General features: G+C 68.9%; 20 protein-coding genes and 1 riboswitch. Of the genes, 7 read left to right on the top strand and 13 right to left on the bottom strand.

The window, feature by feature from the left end:
- Positions 1-41: 41 nt before the first annotated feature.
- From groL to ABFX55_RS39745, 5 genes are all read right to left on the bottom strand, one after another.
- Complete coding sequence (gene groL, locus ABFX55_RS39765; protein WP_346128427.1) at positions 42-1670, bottom strand: chaperonin GroEL; 1629 nt, start codon at positions 1668-1670, stop codon at positions 42-44.
- Positions 1671-1997: 327 nt separating this feature from the next.
- Positions 1998-2198 carry a cold-shock protein gene (locus ABFX55_RS39760; protein ID WP_173525743.1) on the bottom strand — a complete coding sequence of 67 codons (201 nt, stop codon included), beginning with the start codon at positions 2196-2198 and terminating at the stop codon, positions 1998-2000.
- 259 nt (positions 2199-2457) lie between these two features.
- On the bottom strand, positions 2458-2733 hold the full coding sequence (locus tag ABFX55_RS39755) for a MoaD/ThiS family protein (protein WP_183654576.1): 276 nt from the start codon (positions 2731-2733) through the stop codon (positions 2458-2460).
- A 17-nt stretch (positions 2734-2750) separates the two neighbouring features.
- Positions 2751-3983 (bottom strand): threonine synthase, encoded by a 1233-nt coding sequence (gene thrC / locus ABFX55_RS39750; protein ID WP_346128425.1) that lies wholly within the window; start codon positions 3981-3983, stop codon positions 2751-2753.
- Between the two features lie 13 nt (positions 3984-3996).
- A riboswitch (SAM riboswitch) is annotated at positions 3997-4136 on the bottom strand.
- A gap of 59 nt (positions 4137-4195) precedes the next feature.
- Positions 4196-4756, bottom strand: a complete 561-nt coding sequence (locus ABFX55_RS39745) for an RNA polymerase sigma factor (RefSeq protein ID WP_183654570.1) — start codon at positions 4754-4756, stop codon at positions 4196-4198.
- Positions 4757-4792: 36 nt separating this feature from the next.
- Between ABFX55_RS39745 and ABFX55_RS39740 the strand changes: the two genes are divergently transcribed.
- Together ABFX55_RS39740 and ABFX55_RS39735 are read left to right on the top strand one after the other, a co-directional pair.
- Positions 4793-6208: an alpha,alpha-trehalose-phosphate synthase (UDP-forming) gene (locus ABFX55_RS39740; protein WP_346128423.1), complete on the top strand. Its 1416-nt coding sequence runs from the start codon at positions 4793-4795 to the stop codon at positions 6206-6208.
- Positions 6209-6251: 43 nt separating this feature from the next.
- Complete coding sequence (locus ABFX55_RS39735; protein WP_346128421.1) at positions 6252-7340, top strand: MFS transporter; 1089 nt, start codon at positions 6252-6254, stop codon at positions 7338-7340.
- Here ABFX55_RS39735 and ABFX55_RS39730 read toward each other — a convergent pair.
- From ABFX55_RS39730 to ABFX55_RS39720, 3 genes are read right to left on the bottom strand one after another with little or no spacing between them, the layout of a single operon-like run.
- Positions 7318-7854 carry a hypothetical protein gene (locus ABFX55_RS39730; protein WP_346128419.1) on the bottom strand — a complete coding sequence of 179 codons (537 nt, stop codon included), beginning with the start codon at positions 7852-7854 and terminating at the stop codon, positions 7318-7320. The two genes, ABFX55_RS39735 and ABFX55_RS39730, sit on opposite strands and share 23 nt — an antisense overlap.
- Positions 7855-7864: 10 nt before the next feature.
- On the bottom strand, positions 7865-8668 hold the full coding sequence (otsB, locus tag ABFX55_RS39725) for a trehalose-phosphatase (RefSeq protein ID WP_346128417.1): 804 nt from the start codon (positions 8666-8668) through the stop codon (positions 7865-7867).
- Between the two features lie 24 nt (positions 8669-8692).
- Positions 8693-8995: a DUF3263 domain-containing protein gene (locus ABFX55_RS39720; protein ID WP_183654544.1), complete on the bottom strand. Its 303-nt coding sequence runs from the start codon at positions 8993-8995 to the stop codon at positions 8693-8695.
- A gap of 92 nt (positions 8996-9087) precedes the next feature.
- Here ABFX55_RS39720 and ABFX55_RS39715 point away from each other — a divergent pair, with 92 nt between their 5' ends.
- From ABFX55_RS39715 to ABFX55_RS39695, 5 genes are all read left to right on the top strand, one after another.
- A complete protein-coding gene (locus tag ABFX55_RS39715; RefSeq protein ID WP_346128416.1) occupies positions 9088-9894 on the top strand; it encodes an SAM hydrolase/SAM-dependent halogenase family protein in 807 nt (268 codons plus the stop codon).
- Positions 9895-10185: 291 nt separating this feature from the next.
- Positions 10186-10740 carry a hypothetical protein gene (locus ABFX55_RS39710; protein ID WP_346128415.1) on the top strand — a complete coding sequence of 185 codons (555 nt, stop codon included), beginning with the start codon at positions 10186-10188 and terminating at the stop codon, positions 10738-10740.
- The gene (locus tag ABFX55_RS39705) at positions 10737-11870 is read left to right on the top strand and encodes a S8 family serine peptidase (RefSeq protein ID WP_346128413.1); all 1134 of its coding nucleotides are present in this window, start codon (positions 10737-10739) and stop codon (positions 11868-11870) included. Before ABFX55_RS39710 ends, ABFX55_RS39705 begins: the two co-directional genes overlap by 4 nt.
- 34 nt (positions 11871-11904) lie before the next feature.
- Positions 11905-12288, top strand: coding sequence for a Zn-ribbon domain-containing OB-fold protein (locus ABFX55_RS39700; RefSeq protein WP_183654534.1), 384 nt, complete (start codon positions 11905-11907; stop codon positions 12286-12288).
- Positions 12285-13460 (top strand): lipid-transfer protein, encoded by a 1176-nt coding sequence (locus ABFX55_RS39695; RefSeq protein ID WP_346128412.1) that lies wholly within the window; start codon positions 12285-12287, stop codon positions 13458-13460. The genes ABFX55_RS39700 and ABFX55_RS39695 overlap by 4 nt, the downstream gene beginning before the upstream one ends.
- A gap of 39 nt (positions 13461-13499) precedes the next feature.
- Here ABFX55_RS39695 and ABFX55_RS39690 read toward each other — a convergent pair whose 3' ends face one another.
- The 5 genes from ABFX55_RS39690 to ABFX55_RS39670 form a co-directional block, all read right to left on the bottom strand.
- Positions 13500-14516, bottom strand: coding sequence for an ABC transporter ATP-binding protein (locus ABFX55_RS39690; protein ID WP_183654525.1), 1017 nt, complete (start codon positions 14514-14516; stop codon positions 13500-13502).
- On the bottom strand, positions 14500-15540 hold the full coding sequence (locus ABFX55_RS39685) for an ABC transporter ATP-binding protein (protein WP_346128410.1): 1041 nt from the start codon (positions 15538-15540) through the stop codon (positions 14500-14502). Before ABFX55_RS39685 ends, ABFX55_RS39690 begins: the two co-directional genes overlap by 17 nt.
- A 16-nt stretch (positions 15541-15556) precedes the next feature.
- Positions 15557-16474, bottom strand: a complete 918-nt coding sequence (locus ABFX55_RS39680; protein ID WP_346128408.1) for an ABC transporter permease — start codon at positions 16472-16474, stop codon at positions 15557-15559.
- On the bottom strand, positions 16467-17408 hold the full coding sequence (locus tag ABFX55_RS39675; protein WP_346128406.1) for an ABC transporter permease: 942 nt from the start codon (positions 17406-17408) through the stop codon (positions 16467-16469). Before ABFX55_RS39675 ends, ABFX55_RS39680 begins: the two co-directional genes overlap by 8 nt.
- 115 nt (positions 17409-17523) lie before the next feature.
- The gene (locus ABFX55_RS39670) at positions 17524-19191 is read right to left on the bottom strand and encodes a peptide ABC transporter substrate-binding protein (RefSeq protein WP_346128405.1); all 1668 of its coding nucleotides are present in this window, start codon (positions 19189-19191) and stop codon (positions 17524-17526) included.
- Positions 19192-19231: the final 40 nt, after the last annotated feature.

The raw sequence follows: 19231 nt of genomic DNA, 5'->3' as shown, positions 1-19231 counted from the left end.
AAAAGGGCGACCCCGAAGGGTCGCCCTCTTTTGTTGCGGACTTAGAAGTCCATGTCTCCGCCGCCGGGCATGCCCGCGGGAGCAGCCGGGTTCTTCTCCGGCTTCTCGGCGATGACAGCCTCGGTGGTGAGGAACAGCGCCGCGATGGAGGCGGCGTTCTGCAGCGCGGAGCGCGTCACCTTGGCCGGGTCGAGAATGCCCGACTCGAACATGTTGACGTACTCGCCGGTCGCGGCGTTGAGGCCCTCACCCGGAGTCAGGTTGCGGACCTTCTCCACCACGACGCCGCCCTCGAGGCCGGCGTTGATCGCGATCTGCTTCAGCGGCTCCTCGAGAGCCTTGCGCACGATCGCCGCACCGGTGGCCTCGTCGCCCGACAGCTCGAGCTTGTCGAACGCCTTGGTGCCGGCCTGCAGCAGCGCCACGCCACCGCCGGGGACGATGCCCTCCTCGACGGCCGCCTTCGCGTTGCGAACGGCGTCCTCGATGCGGTGCTTGCGCTCCTTGAGCTCGACCTCGGTCGCGGCACCCGCCTTGATGACGGCGACGCCACCGGCGAGCTTGGCCAGGCGCTCCTGGAGCTTCTCGCGGTCGTAGTCGGAGTCGGTGCGCTCGATCTCGGCACGGATCTCGTTGACCCGTCCCGCGATCTGCTCGGCGTCACCGGCACCGTCGACGATGGTGGTCTCGTCCTTGGTGACGACGACCTTGCGCGCGCGGCCCAGCAGGTCGAGGGTGGCGGACTCGAGCTTGAGACCGACCTCCTCGGCGATGACCTGACCACCGGTCAGGGTCGCGATGTCACCCAGCATGGCCTTGCGACGGTCACCGAAGCCCGGAGCCTTGACGGCCACGGAGCGGAACAGGCCGCGGATCTTGTTGACGACCAGGGTGGCCAGAGCCTCGCCCTCGACGTCCTCAGCGATGATCAGCAGCGGCTTGCCGGCCTGCACGACCTTGTCGAGCAGGGGCAGCAGGTCCTTGTTCGCCGAGACCTTGGAGTTGACGATGAGGATGTAGGGGTCCTCAAGGACAGCTTCCATACGCTCGGGGTCGGTCACGAAGTAACCGGAGTTGTAACCCTTGTCGAAGCGCATGCCCTCGGTGAGCTCGAGCTCGAGGCCGAAAGCGTTGCTCTCCTCGACGGTGATGACGCCTTCCTTGCCAACCTTGTCCATCGCCTCGGCGATGAGGTTGCCGATCTCGACGTCACCGGCGGAGATGGAGGCCGTCGAAGCGATCTGCTCCTTGGTCTCCACGTCCTTGGCCAGCTTGGAGAGCTCCTCGCTGACGCGCTCGACGGCCGCCTCGATGCCCTTCTTCAGGGACATCGGGTTGGCGCCGGCGGCGACGTTGCGAAGGCCCTCACGGACCAGCGCCTGGGCGAGCACGGTGGCGGTGGTGGTGCCGTCACCCGCGACGTCGTCCGTCTTCTTGGCGACTTCCTTGACCAGCTCAGCGCCGATCTTCTCCCACGGGTCCTCGAGCTCGATCTCCTTGGCGATGGATACACCATCGTTGGTGATCGTGGGAGCGCCCCACTTCTTCTCCAGCACGACGTTACGGCCCTTGGGGCCGAGGGTCACCTTGACGGCGTCGGCGAGCTGGTTCATACCGCGCTCGAGACCGCGCCGGGCGTCCTCGTCAAACGCGATCATCTTGGCTGCCATAAGGCTAGACCTCCCAGATGCAGGGTGGCTTTCAGCGGACCGAGCCGACGCCCGCGACGGCATGGGTCCGACTCCATTCGGCGGACCCCATCGTCTCGATCCCAGTTGCTGGCACTCTCACAACGAGAGTGCCAACGAACTGTTTAGCACTCTACCCTGTCGAGTGCAAGCCAGCGACACACATGCCCAGGTCATGACCCAGACTACGGCCACAGGCCCGATCGGCTGACGCGGATCGGGCCTGCTGAGTCGACGAACAGGACGTGGCAGATCCGCACGGACTGCGTTGCCGTGTGAGCTGCCCGCGCATACCGGCGACGTGGGGCGTCAGACCGCCCTGACGGCCTCCGCCTGGGGACCCTTCTGGCCCTGGGTGATCTCGAACTCGACGCGCTGGCCCTGTTCGAGCGACCGGTAGCCATCCATCATGATCGCTGAGTAATGGACGAACACATCTTTACCACCGTCTACCGCGATGAAGCCGTAGCCCTTGTCCGCGTTGAACCACTTGACGGTGCCCTGCGCCACTTCCGACTCCTCTTACTGGGCTCCGGACCTCGCCCATTCCACTCGCGAGATCCGCGACCGGCATGACTTATGGGGAAATCAGCCGGACGATCGCCCTCGACCATACCTGTGCAAACCCGTAGGACAACAGAGTCAATCGAGCGGGCATTCTTCCCGTCACGAAAAAGGTAGTCAAACATTCCACTTTTGCGACGGCCTGAACACCAAAAACGCCCGCGAGGGGGATAACCCCCCACGGGCGTCGTCGGCAAGGAAGGCGTCAGCCGCCGGCCACGGCGGGGATGATGGAGATCTGCGCTCCCGCCGGAGTGGCGCTGTCGAGTCCGCCTACAAAACGGACGTCCTCTTCTCCCACATAAACGTTGACAAAACGGCGAATCTTGCCCGATTCATCCAAAATTCGCGCACCGATACCGGGATAGTCGGCATCGAGCTTCTGCAGCACCTCACGAAGAGTGTCGCCCTCGCCACTCACCTCCGCGTTGCCGCCGGTGTACGTGCGCAGAATGGTGGGAATCCGCACCGAAACGCTCATGACTTGTACCTTTCCTTTCAGACAGCCGCGCGGAACGCGTCGAGAGACGGCCGGATCACAGCCGTGGGAGCGGCGTCGTCCGCGATGGCGTCGAGCGTCTTGAGCCCGTCGCCGGTGTTGAGGACCACGGTCGTGAGCGACGGGTCGAGCCGCCCGGTCTCGACGAGCTTCTTCAGCACGCCGACCGTCACCCCGCCCGCGGTCTCCGCGAAGATGCCCTCGGTCGAGGCGAGCAGCTTGATCGCCGACACCACCTCGGTGTCGGTGACGTCCTCCACCGCCCCGCCCGTACGGCGGGCGATGTCGAGCACGTAGGGCCCGTCGGCGGGGTTGCCGATGGCCAGCGACTTGGCGATGGTGTTCGGCTTGACCGGCTGGACCACGTCGTGCCCCGCCTTGAAGGCCGTGGAGACCGGCGAGCACCCCGCCGCCTGCGCCGCGAAGATCTTGTAGGGCTTGTCCTCGACGAGCCCGAGCGAGATCAGCTCCTTGAAGCCCTTGTCGATCTTCGTGAGCTGTGAGCCCGAGGCCACCGGAATGATGATCTGGTCGGGCAGCTCCCAGCCGAGCTGCTCGGCGATCTCGTAGGCCAGCGTCTTCGACCCCTCGGCGTAGTAAGGCCGCAGGTTGACGTTGACGAACCCCCACTTGTCGCCGAGCGGGTCGCCGATGAGCTCGGAGCAGAAGCGGTTGACCTCGTCGTAGGTGCCGTCGATGCCGATCAGCTTGCCGCCGAAGACCCTGGCCATGGCGATCTTCGCCTGCTCGAGGTCGGCGGGGATGAACACGCACGCGTCAAGCCCGGCGCGGGCCGCCGCGGCGGTCACCGCTCCGGCCAGGTTGCCGGTGGAGGAGCACGAAAGGGTGTGGAAGCCGAAGTTGCGCGCCGCCTCGACGGCGATGGCCACCACCCTGTCCTTGAAGGAGTGGGTGGGGTTGCCCGAGTCGTCCTTGACGTGCAGGTCGCGGAGGCCGAGGACCTTGCCCAGGTTGTCGGCCTTGACGAGCTTCGTCCAGCCGGGGTTCATGTTCTGCTTGGAGGTCACGTCCGTGGGGACGGGCAGCAGCGAGCGGTAACGCCAGATGTTCGCGGGACCCGCCGCGATGTCCTCGCGGGTGACGGATCCGAAGGAATAGGCCACTTCGAGTGGCCCGAAACACTCCAGGCAGGCGAAGCTCGGGCCCAGGTCGTAGCGGGTGCCGCACTCGCGGCAGGACAGAGCGACGGCAGGACCGAAATCAAGCGACATGAAGCGAGGCCTTCCCTCATCTTCGTCTGCGACCACCTTGGTCACAGACCGGAATTGGCACCTGTCCCGGCCGGCCTCGTCACTTCACGAGTTCAGTCCGGGAGGGTTGCCGGGGCTTCGCAGGGCCGGTCCCTCCACCCCTCTGGATGAGCAATATTCAGTTATGGCAATCACCATACCCGGCCACGCTCGTGACACGGGCTACCGTCTCGCTAGCTGAGACGATAAGTATCACCGAGCGCGGCCTGGACGTACTTGCGCGCCTGGTGGATGCGCGACTTGGCGGTGCCCAGCGGGATGCCGAGCTGCTCGGCGACCTCGTTGTAGTCGAGCTGGACGATGTCGCGCAGCACAAGCGCCTGGGCCAGGTCGGGCTTGTCGGCCTCCAGCGCCTCCATGGCGTCGAGCAGGTCGAGCCGCGAACCGGCGATGACGCTGACCCGCCGTACGTCGGGCTTCTGGACGGGCAGCTCCTCCGAGGTCTGCTCGGCGGCCCTGCGCTTCAGCGACCGGTAGGTGGTGCGCGCGCAGTTGGCGGTGACGATGTGCAGCCAGGTGCTGAACCTGGCTCTGCCCTCGAAGCGGCCGATGTTGCGGGCCACCGCGAGCAGGGTGTCCTGGCACGCCTCCTCGGCGTCCTGGTGGTAGGGGAGGATGCGCGCGCAGTGGCGCAGCACGTCGGGCTCGATGCGCTTCAGGAGCTCGCCAAGCGCGCGATGGTCGCCGCCCGCCGCGGAGCGGGCCAGTTCCTCGGTTAGCTCATCTAGGGCCATAGCGAGATCCTATGGTCGGGCGTCATGGTTGTTCACATGAACAGCGTCCTGGTGGCCTCCAACAGGGGTCCGGTCTCCTTCACTGTCTCCGACGGCGGCGAGCTGACCATGAAACGCGGCGGGGGAGGCCTGGTCTCAGGGCTCTCAGGGGTGGCCAGAGAGGAAGGCGTGCTCTGGGTCTGCGCCGCGCTGTCCGACGGCGACCGCAGTGCCGTACGGCTGGCTCCCGGCGGCCGCCTCGACCACGCCGGCTACGACACCGGCAAGTTGCGCATGCTGGACATCCCGCCCGCCACCTTCCACCGCGCCTACAACGCGGTGGCCAACTCCACGCTCTGGTTCGTCAACCACCTCCTCTACGACATCCCGAACGCGCCCCACTTCGGCTCCAGGTTCGAGAAGGAATGGGAGTCCTACCGCGACTACAACGGCGCCTTCGCGCTGGCGCTGGCGGAGGAGGCCGGCCACGGCGCCAGGGTGATGGTGCAGGACTACCACCTGACGCTCACCCCCGCGATGCTCCGTGCCGAACGTCCCGACCTGCGCATCGCGCACTTCAGCCACACCCCGTGGGCGCCTCCCGAGTACTTCTCCCTGCTGCCCGACGAGGTCGCGAGGGAGGTGCTCGAGGGCATCCTGGGCGCCGACCACGCCGGGTTCCTGACCGAGCGATGGGCCCGCGCGTTCATGGACTGCTGCGAGAGCCTGCTGAACGCCAAGGTCTCCGGCAGGACGGTCTCTCACGAGGGCCGCATCACGCGCATCGGCGTCCACGGGCTCGGGGTCGACGGCGAGAAGCTGTGGAAGAGGGCCTGCGAACCCGACGTCGAGTCGCACATGGCCGCGCTCAGGGAGCAGGTGGGCGACCGCAAGTTGATCGTCCGCATCGACCGCACGGAGCTGTCGAAGAACATCGTCCGCGGCCTGCTGGCCTACAGGGAGTTCCTCGCCGCGCACCCCGAGTGGCACGGGCGCGTGGTGCACCTCGCCTTCGCCTACCCCTCGCGGCACGACCTGCCCGAGTACCGGGAGTACACCGCGGCCGTGCAGCGCTGCGCCAAGGAGATCGAGGACGAGTACGCCACCGAGGACTGGGACCCGCTGATCCTCAACGTCAACGACGACTATCCGCGCTCGCTCGCCGCCTACCGCCTGGCCGACGTGCTGCTGGTCAACCCCATCCGCGACGGCATGAACCTGGTCGCCAAGGAGGGCCCGATCCTGTCGCCGCGCTGCGCGCTGGTCCTCTCTCGCGAGGCGGGCGCGGCCGCCGAACTCGGCGCCGACGCGCTCGTCGTCAACCCCTACGACGTCTGCGAGACGGCACGCGCCCTGCACACGGGCCTGGAGATGCCGGAAGAGGAGCGGATGAGGCGCGGCGCGAGGCTCAAGGCCGCCGCCACCGCGCTGCCCCCGCAGCGATGGCTCGGCGAGCAGCTTGCCAGCATCTAGGACGTTATCCAGAGACACCGTCACCTGGTTCATCTACCTCCAGATGAGCGTGTTCGCGACCTTCGTCTACGGTCTCAGCGCCGCGCTCCCCCTGCTCCGCGTCGACCTGGGGGTCTCGGCCGCCGTCGGCGCCCTGCACGGCACCGCCATGGCCGCCGCCACCATCGTCGCGGGTCTCGCCCTCCCCTTCCTCACCCGCGCGTACGGCAGGCGCCCGGTCATCTGGATCGGCCTGGCGGGGATGAACGCCGGCGTCACGCTCGTCATGCTGTCCACCTCGCTCCCCTTCACGCTCCTGGGCTTCGCGCTGGCGGGAGGGTTCGGCTCGGTCATGCTCTACACCGCGATGGCCGCGCTCAGCGACCACCACGGAGCCGCGGGCCCCGCCGCGATCAGCGAGGCCAACGCGATCGCCGTCGTCGTGGGCGTGGCCTCCACCTTCCTGCTCAGCCTCGCCGCCCAGTCGGCGCTCGGCTGGCGGGCCGCCCTGCTGTTCACCCCCGCCCTCACCGCCCTGCTGATCGTCACGGTGGGCAGGACCAGGCTGGGCGAAGGGCCCGCGGTCCCTGCCAGGGTCACGGGCAGGCCGGACTGGCGCTTCCACGTGGCCTGCGTGGTGCTGTCGTGCTGCGTGGCGATCGAGTTCTGCTTCAACCTGTTCGGCGCCGAACTGCTGGCGGGCCGTACCGGACTCAGCGCCGCGACCGCGGCCACCGGGCTGACCGCCTTCATCGGCGGGCTCGCGATCGGCAGGTTCGCGGGCGCGCGGCTGGCGCTGCGCGTGTCGCCCGCCAGACTGCTGGCGGGCGCTCTGGGGGTGACGGGGGCGGGCTGGCTGCTGTTCTGGCTGAGCACGCAGCCGCTCGTGGCCTACGCGGGGCTGGTGATCTGCGGGCTCGGCGCCTCCATGCACTTCCCCCTGGCGATGGCCGGGGTGATCGCCGCGTCGGGCGACCGCCCCGACCTCGCCGCGGCCGCCTCTCCCGTCTGGGCGGGCCTGGCGATGGGCGCGGGGCCGTTCGCGCTCGGCGCGCTGGCCGACGGCTTCGGCACGCACACCGCCTTCCTCATCGTCCCCGCGCTGGTCGCGGTGGCGGTCGGCGGCGTGCTCAGCGCCAGGACGCGCGCTTGAGCATCGCCCCGAGGCCCGGCGTGTCCCACTCGTCGACGACGAGGATCTTCGACGACGGCAGGTACCAGATCCGCTGCGGATAGGAGATCTTCGTCGGCCTGCCCCGCTCGGTGTGACAGGTGACCTTCCACTGCCGGTAGTAGGCCTTGTGCCCGCTGCCGACCTGCCGCAGCCCCGAGACGCTCGGCTTGGCCGGCATGGGAGAGGAGTAGTGGCGCTTGTCGTGCGTGCACGGCATCACACCGCTGCTCGGGTGGTACGGCTGGTCGACCCTGAACGGGTTGTTCTCCGAGGCGTGCTTGATGCCCGAGGGGCCGAGCAGCCAGAACCCCCTGCACTCCATGGCGCGGCGGCCGCAGCCACCGGTGAGCACGTGGAGGGCTCCCCAGTCGGTCTTCTTGACCTTCCACGAGGAGGGGATCTGGATCGTGGCCCCGCGGAAGGAGACCGGCTCGGCGGCGGAGGTGGTGCCTGACAGCACGAGCGAGGCCGTGACGGCCAGCGTCATCAACATGCGCGCGAGGCTAACGCGCCCCGCTTGCAGACGAATCGCTGATGGCCGCGGCCAGCTCGGCCAGCAGCGCGACGACCCCGTCGGGCCCGTCGACGACCAGGTCGGCGCGCGCGGCCAGCTCGGTCACCTCCGCCGAGCCGCTGCACACGGCCACGCCGGGCAGCCCCGAGGCCCGCACCGCCGCGAAGGCCGGCAGGTCGCCCAGGTCGTCACCCACGAACATCACCGAGCGAGCCGCGCGCTCGGCCAGGAACAGGTCGAGCGCGTAGCCCTTGTCCATGCCGGGCGGCCTCAGCTCGAGGACCATCCTGCCCGGCTCCACGACCAGGGAGTGCGCGGCCGCCAGCTTCGCCAGCGGCTCGCGCAGCCGTTCAAGGGTTCCCTGGGGGTCGGGGGCGCGCCTGGTGTGCACCGCCACCGCCCGCTGCTTGTCCTCGATCGTCACGCCCTCCACGCCGAGCCGCTGCAGCAGGAGCGGCAGCGCTGCCTCCGCGTGCAGGACGCCGGGGGGCGGCGGGGGCGCGCTCGCTCTCCCGCCCTCCCACCGCTCGAAGCCGTAGTGCCCGAGCACCACCAGGCCAGGCACCTTCTCCAGGCCTGGGCCGTACCTGATCGCGGTGGCCGCGGGTCTGCCCGTCACGATGACCACGGCCTTCACCAGGCTCCCCAGCTCGGCGAGCACACCGGGGGCGGCGGGATGGATTCTGGCGTCGTCGGGATCGGGCACGATCGGCGCGAGCGTGCCGTCGAAGTCGAGCCCGATCACCGCGCCGCCAGGATCGCGCACCATGGCGTGAATTGCTGGAATGTTCATCACGCGCCTGCCGTACCCAGGCAGTCAGGGGCGCATGCCCAGTCTGCGGGCCGCGCGTTCCTTCTGCCTGCTCGCCCGCAGCCTGCGCAGGCGTTTGACCAGCATCGGGTCGTGCTCCATCGCCTCCGGCCTGTCGATGAGATCACCCAGCAACTGGTAGTAGCGGGTGGCGGAGAACCCGAAGGTCTCGCGGATGGCGTGCTCCTTGGCGCCCGCGTGACGCCACCACTGGCGCTCGAAGGCGAGGAGCTGGAGGTCGCGCTCGGACAGGGGCTTGCGCGGCGGTTCCTGGGCAGCACTGTCACCGCTTACCGGTGCAGTGTCCATGGTCTCCTCCTCGGTCAGCGCGGCCCGTGGCCCATCGTAATCTCCCAAGTGCGGGTGTTCACGACGGTTGCGGAGACGTACAGTCGCCAAGTGTGAGCCCTGTCATCTCCCTTCTCACCGATTACGGCCTTGAAGACGGATACGTGGCGGCCTGTCACGGAGTGATCGCCAGGATCGCGCCTCAGGCCCGGGTGATCGACGTGTGCCATCTGGTGCCGTCGGGCGATGTGCGCAGGGGTGCGGCGATTCTCGCGCAGACCATTCCCTACCTGCCCGCGGGCGTCCATGTCGGGATCGTGGACCCGGGCACGGGAGGCGCCCGCCGCGCGGTGGCGGTCGAGGCCGGCGACCGGATCTTCATCGGGCCCGACAACGGCCTGCTCTCCTGGGCGATCGGGGCCAGCGGAGGCGCCTTGGCCGCCTACGAGATGACCAACACCGAGCTGTTCCTCAGCCCCGTCTCGCCGACCTTCCACGGCCGCGACGTGTTCTCACCCGTGGCCGCGCACCTGTGCATGGGGCGCAAGCTGGCGGAGGTCGGGCCCGAGATGCCACTGGAGCGCCTGGTCTCCCTGCCTTCGCCCACCTCGCACCTGCGCGAGGGGGCGGTGGAGGGCGAGGTCGTCTCGGTGGACCGCTACGGCAACACCCAGCTGTCCATCCCCGCCGGCGACCTCGCCGCGCTCGGGGTCCGCGTGGGCGACACGGTGGGAGTGCGGCTCGGGCGCAGGCAGCTCGCCCTGCCCTTCCGCGAGTCGTTCTCCGCGGTGCCTCCCGGTGACCTGGTGGCCTTCACCGACTCGGCCGGGCTCATCGCGCTGGCCGTGAACTCGGGCGACGCCGCCCAGCGGCTCGGCCTGCCGCCCGGCGCCCACGTCCGCCTCTCCGCCCTCCCCTGACGCCCGGGGCCGCCTCTCCGCTCTCCCCTGGCGCGGGCGTGGGGTAAAACCTGCCGCCCGGCCGCCCACGTCCGCCTCCCTGCCCTCCCCTGACCCCATGGCGCGGGTGTGGGACAAACGGGGTGGATGTGGTTGAAGGGGTGAAAGTGGTGACTACTCCGCGTATCGGACTGTTTACCGAACCGTCGGATTGAATCATCGATCGCGTGCCAGAATGCACCGCGAATGCGTCCCTCTCCCCCTCCCTTCGAGGTCGACGTGATCCGACTGTCCATCGCTCTGATCCCCATCATGACCATGCTCTGGCCACCGGCCGAACCGCCCGTCGCCGACCGCTGGCGCCTGTGGCCCGCCGCCGAGATCTTCCCCGCACAGCTGCCCGGCACCACCCCCTCAGGCGCCCGCACCACCTACGTCCTGGTCGGCATCGCCCCCGAGTCCCCGTGCGCCGCCGCCTTCCAGGACGGCGCCCGCCTGCCCGGCTGCCTGACCGCCCTGCGCGCCACCTACACCGAGAGCACCCAGACCTTCGTCGCCACGGCGGGCATCGCCGTCCTCACCGGCCCGCCACCCGCAGGGCCGAGCACGCCGCCCGCCGGGCGGAGCACAGACCCGAGGCCCGCCACCGTGCGGCCCTACCCCGTCCAGGGCGGCCCCGCCGAGCTGTTCGGGCAGCGCCAGTACATCACCGGCGCGAGGGAGAGCGGGCCGGAGCGCTACGTCGTGCTCACCGCCGCCGGCTACAGCGACGGCAGGCCGTACACCAGGGGCCTGGCCGCCACGCCACGCCTGCGCGGCGTGGCCGAGCAGCTCGCCAGGGCGCTCCATCGGCGGCTCACCGGATGAGGGCGGCGTTCACGGGGCTGCTGACGGTCCTGCTCCTCGTCACGAGCGCGCCCACCGCGGCCGACGACGTGGCCGCCACCGCCCGCGAACGGCAGTGGCAGCTCGCGCCGCTCGACATGGCCAAGGCGTGGCGGGTCAGCAAGGGCAGGGGCGTGACGGTGGCGGTGCTCGACACCGGCGTCGACGCGCGCCACCCCGACCTCGTCGGCGCCGTCGTCAAGGGCCCCGACCTCACAGGACAGACGGGCAGGGACCGCTGGGGACACCACGGCACGGCGATGGCCAGCCTGATCGCCGGTCGCGGGCACGGCGAGGACAGGGCGGAGGGGGTCATCGGCATCGCCCCCGAGGCCACCGTGCTGTCGGTGCGCGTCACACTGGAGAACGACGACCCGCGTCGCGAGCAGCAGCGCACGAGGGCCCGCGGGCGCGACTCCCTGGCCAGGGGGATCCGCTACGCCGTCGACCACGGCGCCAAGGTGATCAGCATGTCGCTCGGCGGCGGGAGCGGCACGTGGGAGGGCTCGGCGGACGAGGAGGAGGCGGTGCAGTACGCCCTGGCGGCCGGCGCGGTCCTGGTCGCCTCGGCGGGCAACGACGGCGACGGACCCAACAAGAAGAACTTCCCCGCCGCCTATCCCGGCGTGATCGCGGTCGGCGCGGTGGACAGGAGGCTGAAGGTGGCCGGCTTCTCCAACCGCAGGGAGTACCTGTCGGTGGTCGCGCCGGGCAGCCAGATCGTCAGCGCCGACGGCTCCGACTCCTACGTGATCGGCGACGGCACCAGCTCGGCCGCCGCGATGGTGGCGGGCATCGCCGCGCTCATCAGGTCCGCCCAGCCCGGCCTGACCCCCCTACAGGTACGGCGGGCGATCGAGGCCAGCGCGGGCAGGAAGGGACACAGCAGGTCGTACGGGCACGGGATGGTGAACGCGGCCCTGGCTCTCGACGCCGCCGAACGCCTGGCCAGCCGCTCGCCCGCCGGAGACCGGCACCTCGCCCCCTATTTCGGCGGCGGCCCGGAGGCGGCCGCCCCCGACTCCAGGGCCGTCGTGATCACGGCCCTGCTCGCGCTCGCGACGGCGATGGCCGCCAGGGTCGTGGTCCTCGGCGAGCGCGGACGACGCTAGGAACCTAGCAAGCGCTTGTGTGATACTGCCTTCTATGATCCCCGGCTGGTTCGACGGCACCCACCTGCTCGGCACCCGCTGCACCTCATGCCAGGCCGTCTTCTTCCCTCCGCACCACGGCTTCTGCCGCGATCCGCGCTGCGAGGGCGAGGAGCTCGTGGAGGAGCGGCTGTCCAGACGCGGCACCGTGTGGTCCTACACCAACGCCTGCTATCCGCCGCCCGCGCCGTTCGTGTCCGCCGAGCCGTACGTGCCGGTGACGCTGGCGGCCGTGGAGCTCGAGCGCGAGCGCATCGTCGTGCTCGGCCAGGTCAAGGGCCTGGCCGTCGAGGACCTGCGGGTCGGCATGGAGCTGGAACTGACAGAGGGCACGCTCGCCGACGGGCCGAGCGTGTGGATGTGGGGGCCGCCGCGATGAGCGTGGTCGTGATCGGCGCGGGCATGCACCCGTGGGGCAAGCAGGGCAGGCCCTTCCAGGAGTACGGCGTGGCCGCCGCCAGGGCCGCGCTCGCCGACGCCGGCGTCGCCTGGTCCGACGTGCAGTTCGTGGTGGGCGCCGACACCATCAGGAACGGCTACCCCGGCTTCGTATCGGGCGCGACCTACGCCCGCGCGCTCGGCTGGTCGGGCGCCCGCGTCGCCTCCTGCTACGCGGCGTGCGCCTCCGGCGCCCAGGCCGTGGACCTGGCCCGCGCCAGGATCCTCGCAGGCCTGTGCGACGTCGCCCTGGTGGTCGGCGCCGACTCCACCCCCAAGGGCTTCTTCACCCCCGTCGGAGGAGACAGACCGGACGATCCCGACTGGCTGCGCTTCCGCCTCCTCGGCGCCACGAACCCGGCCTACTTCGCGCTCTACGCGCGCAGGCGCATGGCCCTGTACGGCTCGACACCCGCCGACTTCGCCGCCGTCAAGGTCAAGAACGCGCTCGCCGGAGCGCTGAACCCCAACGCCCGCTACCGCACGCCCGTCACCGCCGAGCAGGTGCTCGCCTCGCCGATGGTCGCCGATCCGCTGAGGCTCATGGACATCTGCGCCACCTCCGACGGCGGCGCGGCGGTGGTCCTCGCCTCCGCCGCCTACGCGCGCAGGCTGGGCGTCCGCTCCCCTGTCACACTCGCCGCGATCTCCACGGTCACCCCGACCTATCCCAAGACCGTTCTCGACCTGCCCGACTTCGCCACCGACCCGCCCGTGCGGGAGAGCGTGCCCTTCCGCACGGCCCTGGCGCTGGCCGCGTACGAGGAGGCGGGCCTGGGGCCCGAGGAGCTGTCCTTCGCCGAGGTGTACGACCTGTCCACGGCGCTGGAGCTGGACTGGATGGAGGATCTCGGCCTGTGCGCCACGGGCGAGGCCGACAAGCTGCTCAGGGCCGGCGACACCGCGCTCGGTGGCAGGATCCCGGTGAATCCCTCCGGCGGCCTGGCCTCCTTCGGCGAGGCGATCCCTGCCCAGGCCATCGCCCAGGTCTGCGAGCTGACCTGGCAGCTGCGCGGAGAGGCCGGCGCCCGGCAGGTCGAGGGCGCCCTGACCGCCATCGCGGTCAACCAGGGCCTGTTCGGCCACGGCTCGGCGATCGTCGCCGTGCGCTGAAAGGGTGAGCCCCCGCCGCCGAGGGCTCACCCTTCTTACTCAGTTGACGTGCACCACGTCGTGCGTCTCGGCGAAGTGGCACGCGCTCGCGTGAGCCGTACCCGGCCTGATCTGCAGCAGCGGCTCCTGCTCGGCGCAGATCTCCTGCGCCTTCCAGCACCTGGTGCGGAAGCGGCAGCCCGACGGCGGGTTGGCGGGCGAGGGCGGGTCACCCTGCAGGATGATCCGCTCACGCTGCTCGCGTCCCTCGGGGTCGGGCACGGGCACAGCCGACAGCAGCGCCTGGGTGTAGGGATGGGCCGGCCTGTCGTAGATCTCGGCGTCCTTGCCGAGCTCGACGAACTTGCCCAGGTACATCACGCCCACCCGGTCGGAGATGTGGCGCACCACCGACAGGTCGTGGGCGATGAAGATGTAGGCCAGGCTGAACTCGCGCTGCAGCCGCTCCAGCAGGTTGATGACCTGCGCCTGGATCGACACGTCCAGCGCCGAGACGGGCTCGTCGCAGACGATGACCTCGGGCTGGAGCGCCAGGCCCCTGGCGATGCCGATGCGCTGACGCTGACCGCCGGAGAACTGGTGCGGGTAGCGGTTGATGTGGTCGGGGTTGAGGCCGACCACCTCCAGCAGCTCCTGCACCTTCTTGCGACGGTCACCCTTCGGCGCGACCTCCGTGTGGATGTCGTACGGCTCGCCGACGATGTCGCCGACGGTCATCCTGGGGTTCAGCGAGGTGTAGGGATCCTGCATCACCATCTGGATGTTGCGGCGCATCCGCTTGAGCTCGCCGCCCCTGGCGTTGGCGATCTCGCGCCCGTTGACCTTGACCGAGCCCGAGGTCGGCCGCTCCAGCGCCATCAGCAGCTTGGCCAGCGTCGACTTGCCGCACCCGGACTCGCCGACGATGCCCAGGGTCTCGCCCCTGTTCAGGTCGAACGAGACGCCGTCGACGGCCTTGATCGCGCCGATCTGCCGCTTGAGTACGACGCCACTCGTCAGGGGGAAGTGCTTGACCAGGTCGCGGACCTCGAGGATGCGGTCAGCCGCGGCTGCCATCGAGGACCTCCCTCCAGTAGTGGCAGGCGCTGCTGCGCACGCCGCTGATCTCGTAGAGCGGGGGGACGTCGGTCACGCAGTTGTCCTGCCGGTAGGGACACCGGGGGTGGAAGGCGCAGCCGGTCGGCATGTCGAGCAGGTTGGGCGGCAGGCCCTTGATCGCGTAGAGCTCCTGGCCCTTGTGGTCGACCCTGGGGATCGAGTCCAGCAGGCCCTTGGAGTACGGGTGCGCGGGGGCCTTGTAGATGTCGTGCACCGGGGCGTTCTCGACGATCCGCCCCGCGTACATGACCGAGATCTTGTCGGCGACGTCGGCGACCACACCGAGGTCGTGAGTGATCAGGATCAGGCCCATGTTGCTCTCGCGCTGGAGCTCCGCCAGGAGCTCCATGATCTGGGCCTGCACGGTCACGTCGAGCGCGGTGGTCGGCTCGTCGGCGATCAGCACCTCGGGGTCCAGCGCGATCGACATCGCGATCATGATGCGCTGGCGCATGCCGCCGGAGAACTGGTGCGGGTAGTCGTTGACGCGCTGCCGCGCCGCGGGGATGCGGACCTTGTCCATCAGCTCGACGGCCTTCTTCATGCCGTCGCGCTTGCTCATCCCCCTGTGCACCCTGAACATCTCGCTGATCTGCCAGCCCACGGTGAAGACCGGGTTGAGCGCGGAGAGCGCGTCCTGGAAGATCATCGCGATCCGCTCGCCGCGGACCTGGGTCCTGCCCTCCTCCGAGAGCGTGAGCAGGTCGGTGCCGTGGAAGCGGATCTCCCCCTTGGGGATCACCGCGGGCGGCATGTCGAGGATGCCCATGATCGCCTGAGCGGTCACGGACTTGCCCGAGCCCGACTCACCGAGGACGGCGAGCGTCTCGCCGGCGCTCAGCGAGTAGCTGACGCCGTTGACCGCCCTGACTGTGCCCGCCCTGGTGTGGAACTCCACGTGCAGGTTGTCGACAGTGAGCAGCGGCTCGTTGCCCAGCCCTCCCTCGGCGGGCAGCACGTCCGTTGCTGACCTCTTCTTCATCGCGATTCCCCCCTCTCTATCGCAGCTTCGGGTCGAGTGCGTCTCGTACGGCGTCGCCGATCATGACGAAGCTCAGCACCGTGATGCTCAGGAAGATCGCCGGGAAGATCAGCGGCTCCGGCGCCATGAGGAACCGGTTGCGCGCGTCGGCGATCATCAGACCCCACGAGATGTTGGGCGACTGGATGCCGACACCGAGGAACGACAGCGCCGCCTCGCCCGCGATGAACACGCCCAGGTTCATCGTGCAGACCACGATGACGGGGGCGACGGCGTTCGGCAGGATGTGCCGCACCGAGATCCTGAACGGGCTCGCGCCGAGCGCGCGCGCCGCGGTCACGTAGTCCTGGCTCTTGGCGGTGATGACGGCCGCGCGCATGATGCGCAGGACCATCGGCCAGGCCAGGATCGCCAGCGCGAGCACGACCGTCCACACGCCCGCGGCGTCCCTGCCGACGGCCGACAGCAGGAGCAGCGCGCCGAGGATCGAGGGGATGGCGAAGAAGATCTCGGCCAGCCTGGAGAGGACCACGTCGACCCAGCGCCCGTAGAAGCCGGCGATCAGCCCGAGGATGCCACCGACCAGACCGGTCACCACCGAGGTCAGCAGTCCGACGAGGATCGAGATCCTGGCCCCGTGGATGACCCGTGAGTAGGTGTCGCAGCCCTGGTTGTCGATGCCGAACCAGTGTTCCGAGCTGATGCCCTGCCTGGCGTCGACCAGGTTGCACGCCAAGGGGTTCTGCGGCGCGAACACGCCCGGCATGATCGCCATGAGGATCAGGAGGACGGCGATGGCCGTGCCGACCAGGAACACCTTGTTCCTGCGCAGGTCGTACCACGCGTCCGACCACAGGCTGTTCGGCTTCTTCTCCTTCTGCTTCCTGCGCGGGTGAGCCTTCGGCTCCTGCACCGCAGTGTTCAGCTCACTCATAACGGATCCTGGGGTCTAGGACGGCGTACAGCAGGTCGACGATGAGGTTCGCGAGCAGGTAGACGAGGACGAGAACCGTGACCACGCCGACGACGACGGCGTTCTCTCGCCGTGCCACCGACTGGAAGAGCTGCTGGCCGATACCGTTCAGGTTGAAGATCGCCTCGGTGATCACCGCGCCGCCCATCAGCGTGCCGAGGTCGGCGCCCAGATAGGTGACCAGCGGGATCAGCGAGTTGCGCAACGCGTGCCTGCCGAGGACCCTGCTGCGCGGCATGCCCTTGGCGACGGCCGTACGGATGTAGTCGGCCCTGAGCGTCTCCATCAGGCTGGTCCTGGTGAGCCTGACCAGATAGGCGATCGACGTTCCCGCCAGCACGAAGCCGGGCACGAGGAAGCTGCGCCACCCCGCCTCGGTTCCCGAGATCGGGAAGAAGTCGATGCCGAGCTCGGTCTTGAGCTTGACGCCCAGGACGAGCTGCAGGACGAAGCCGCTCACGAGGGTGGGCACCGAGACCAGCAGCAGCGTGAACGCGAGAACGGCGTGGTCCTGCCAGCGGCCGCGACGCAGCGCGGCGTACAGGCCGAGACCCAGGCCGACGAGCGCCTCGATGATCAGGGCGGTCACCGCGAGCTGGATGGTGACCTGGAACTTGCCCGCGAACAGGTCGGCGACCTGCACGCCCTGGAAGGTCTCGCCGAAGTCGCCGACGAAGACGCCCGAGATGTAGTTCCAGTACTGCACGATCAGCGGATCGTTGAGACCGTACTGCTCCCGCAGCTGCGCCGCGAGCACGGGGTCGATTCTGCGTTCACCGCCCAGGATCATCACGGGATCGCCGGGTAGAGCGTAGACGGTGCAGAAGATGAGGAAGGTGGAACCCAAGAGAACAGGAATCGCCTGGAGCAGGCGCCTGATCACATAGCGGCCCATGAAGTCTCCCGATCATTGCGAAGGGCAGCCCGGCAACCTCCGGGCTGCCCCTCTGTTGTTCAGGGCCTCTCGGGCCGGCGCCTGGTGGGAGCCGGCCCGAGAGCGCGGGTCATGGTCAGGAAACCCGCTCGACCTTGGCGAGGTCGATCCGCTCGAACGGGTCGATGGTCACGTTCTTCACCCTCTGGGAGTAACCAGCGTTGGTCTGGTAGAAGTACACCGGGATGTACGGCATGTCCTTCACCAGCATGTCGCCGGCCTGCTGGTAGAGCTTGACGCCCTCTTCGTCGCTCTTCGCCGAGTCGCCCTGGACGAGCAGCTCGTCGAAGTCCTTGTTGGAGTAGCGACCGTGGTTGGAGCTGCCGCCGGTGCCGAAGATCGGGCGCAGGTAGTTCTCGATGGACGGGTAGTCCATGATCCACGCCATGCGGAAACCGCCGGTGACCTTGCCCTTGTCCAGCTCGTCCAGGATGGCCGCGAAGGACTCGAAGGCGTCGACCTTCACCTCGACGCCGAGGTTCTGGCGCAGGTTGTTGGCCGCGGCCTCGATCCACTCCTTGTGGCCGCCGTCACCGTTGTAGGAGAGGCTGACGGGGCCCTTGCCGCCACCGTTCTTCTCCCACAGCGCCTTGGCCTTGGCGGGGTCGTAGACGCACTCGACGCAGGCGCCCTTGCGGTAGCCGGCGACGATGGGGCTGACGAAGTCGTCGGCGGGGACCCGGGTGCCGGAGAAGACCTGCTCGGTGATGGTCTTCCTGTCGATCGCCATCGAGACGGCCTTGCGGAGCTCGGGGTTCTTCGCCCACTCCTCGCCGTTCTTGGTGTTGAAGCCGAAGTAGCCCACACCCGAGGACGGCTGCTCGATGTAGCGGTCACCCAGCTCCTGCTTGGCCGTGGCGATGGCCTCGGGCGGCAGCTGGTCCATGATGTCCAGGTTGCCGGCGCGCAGCTCGTTCCACGAGGTGCCCTTGTCGCTGGAGATCTTGAAGTCGACAGCGTCGATCTTCGCCTTGCCCTCGATGAACTCGTCGTAACGGACCATCGAAATGGTCGTGTCCGTCGCGAGCTTGAACGGCTTGGCCATCTTGAAGGGACCGTTGCCGATCGGGTTCTCGCCGAACTCCTTCTTGATGCCGCCGTTGCCGTCGAAGGCGGAGGTCGGCATCGGCATGAAGGTGGTGTAGCCGAGCATCGTCTTGAAGCCGGAGTAGGGGTGCGCCAGCTCGACCGTGAAGGACTTCTCGTCGACGACCTTGAGACCGGCGAGCGTCTTGGCCTTGGGCTCGGGAGCCTTCTGCGGGCCCTCCTCGCCGTCGGGGTCGACGGGAGCGACGTCCTCGTAGCCCTTGACGGCGGAGAAGAAGTGGCCGCCTTCCTGGGCGTTCGGGCCGTAAGCCGCGGCGTTCCACGCGTCCACGTAGCTCTTGGCCGTGACGGCCTCACCGTTGTGGAACTTGTAGCCGTCCTTCAGCTTGATCGTCCACATTTTGGACTCTGCGTCAGGTTCGATGGACTCAGCGCCACGAAGGATGACATTCTTATCCTTGTCGTAGTCGACGAGACCGACGAACAGCGCGTTGAGGACCTCAGCACCGCTGGTGTCGTTGGTGTTGGTGGGGCTCAGCTCGTGCTGGGGCTTGGCGATGTCGACCCGGACCGGCTGGGCAGAGCTGCCGCCCCCATCGTTGGTGGCCGTGCCACCGCCGCCTCCACCACACGCGGCGACTGCGACGGCCAGCAGCGCGGTACCGGCGACGATCCGTGCGCCCTTAGTAACACGCATCAGTAGATTTTCCTCCCTCTACAGGTGGGCGTAAGCGCTG

It is taken from the genome of Nonomuraea roseola, assembly GCF_039535395.1.
Classification (GTDB): domain Bacteria; phylum Actinomycetota; class Actinomycetes; order Streptosporangiales; family Streptosporangiaceae; genus Nonomuraea; species Nonomuraea roseola.
The sequence above is the reverse complement of the archived record's forward strand: the minus strand, read 5'-3'. Positions and strand labels throughout refer to the sequence as shown.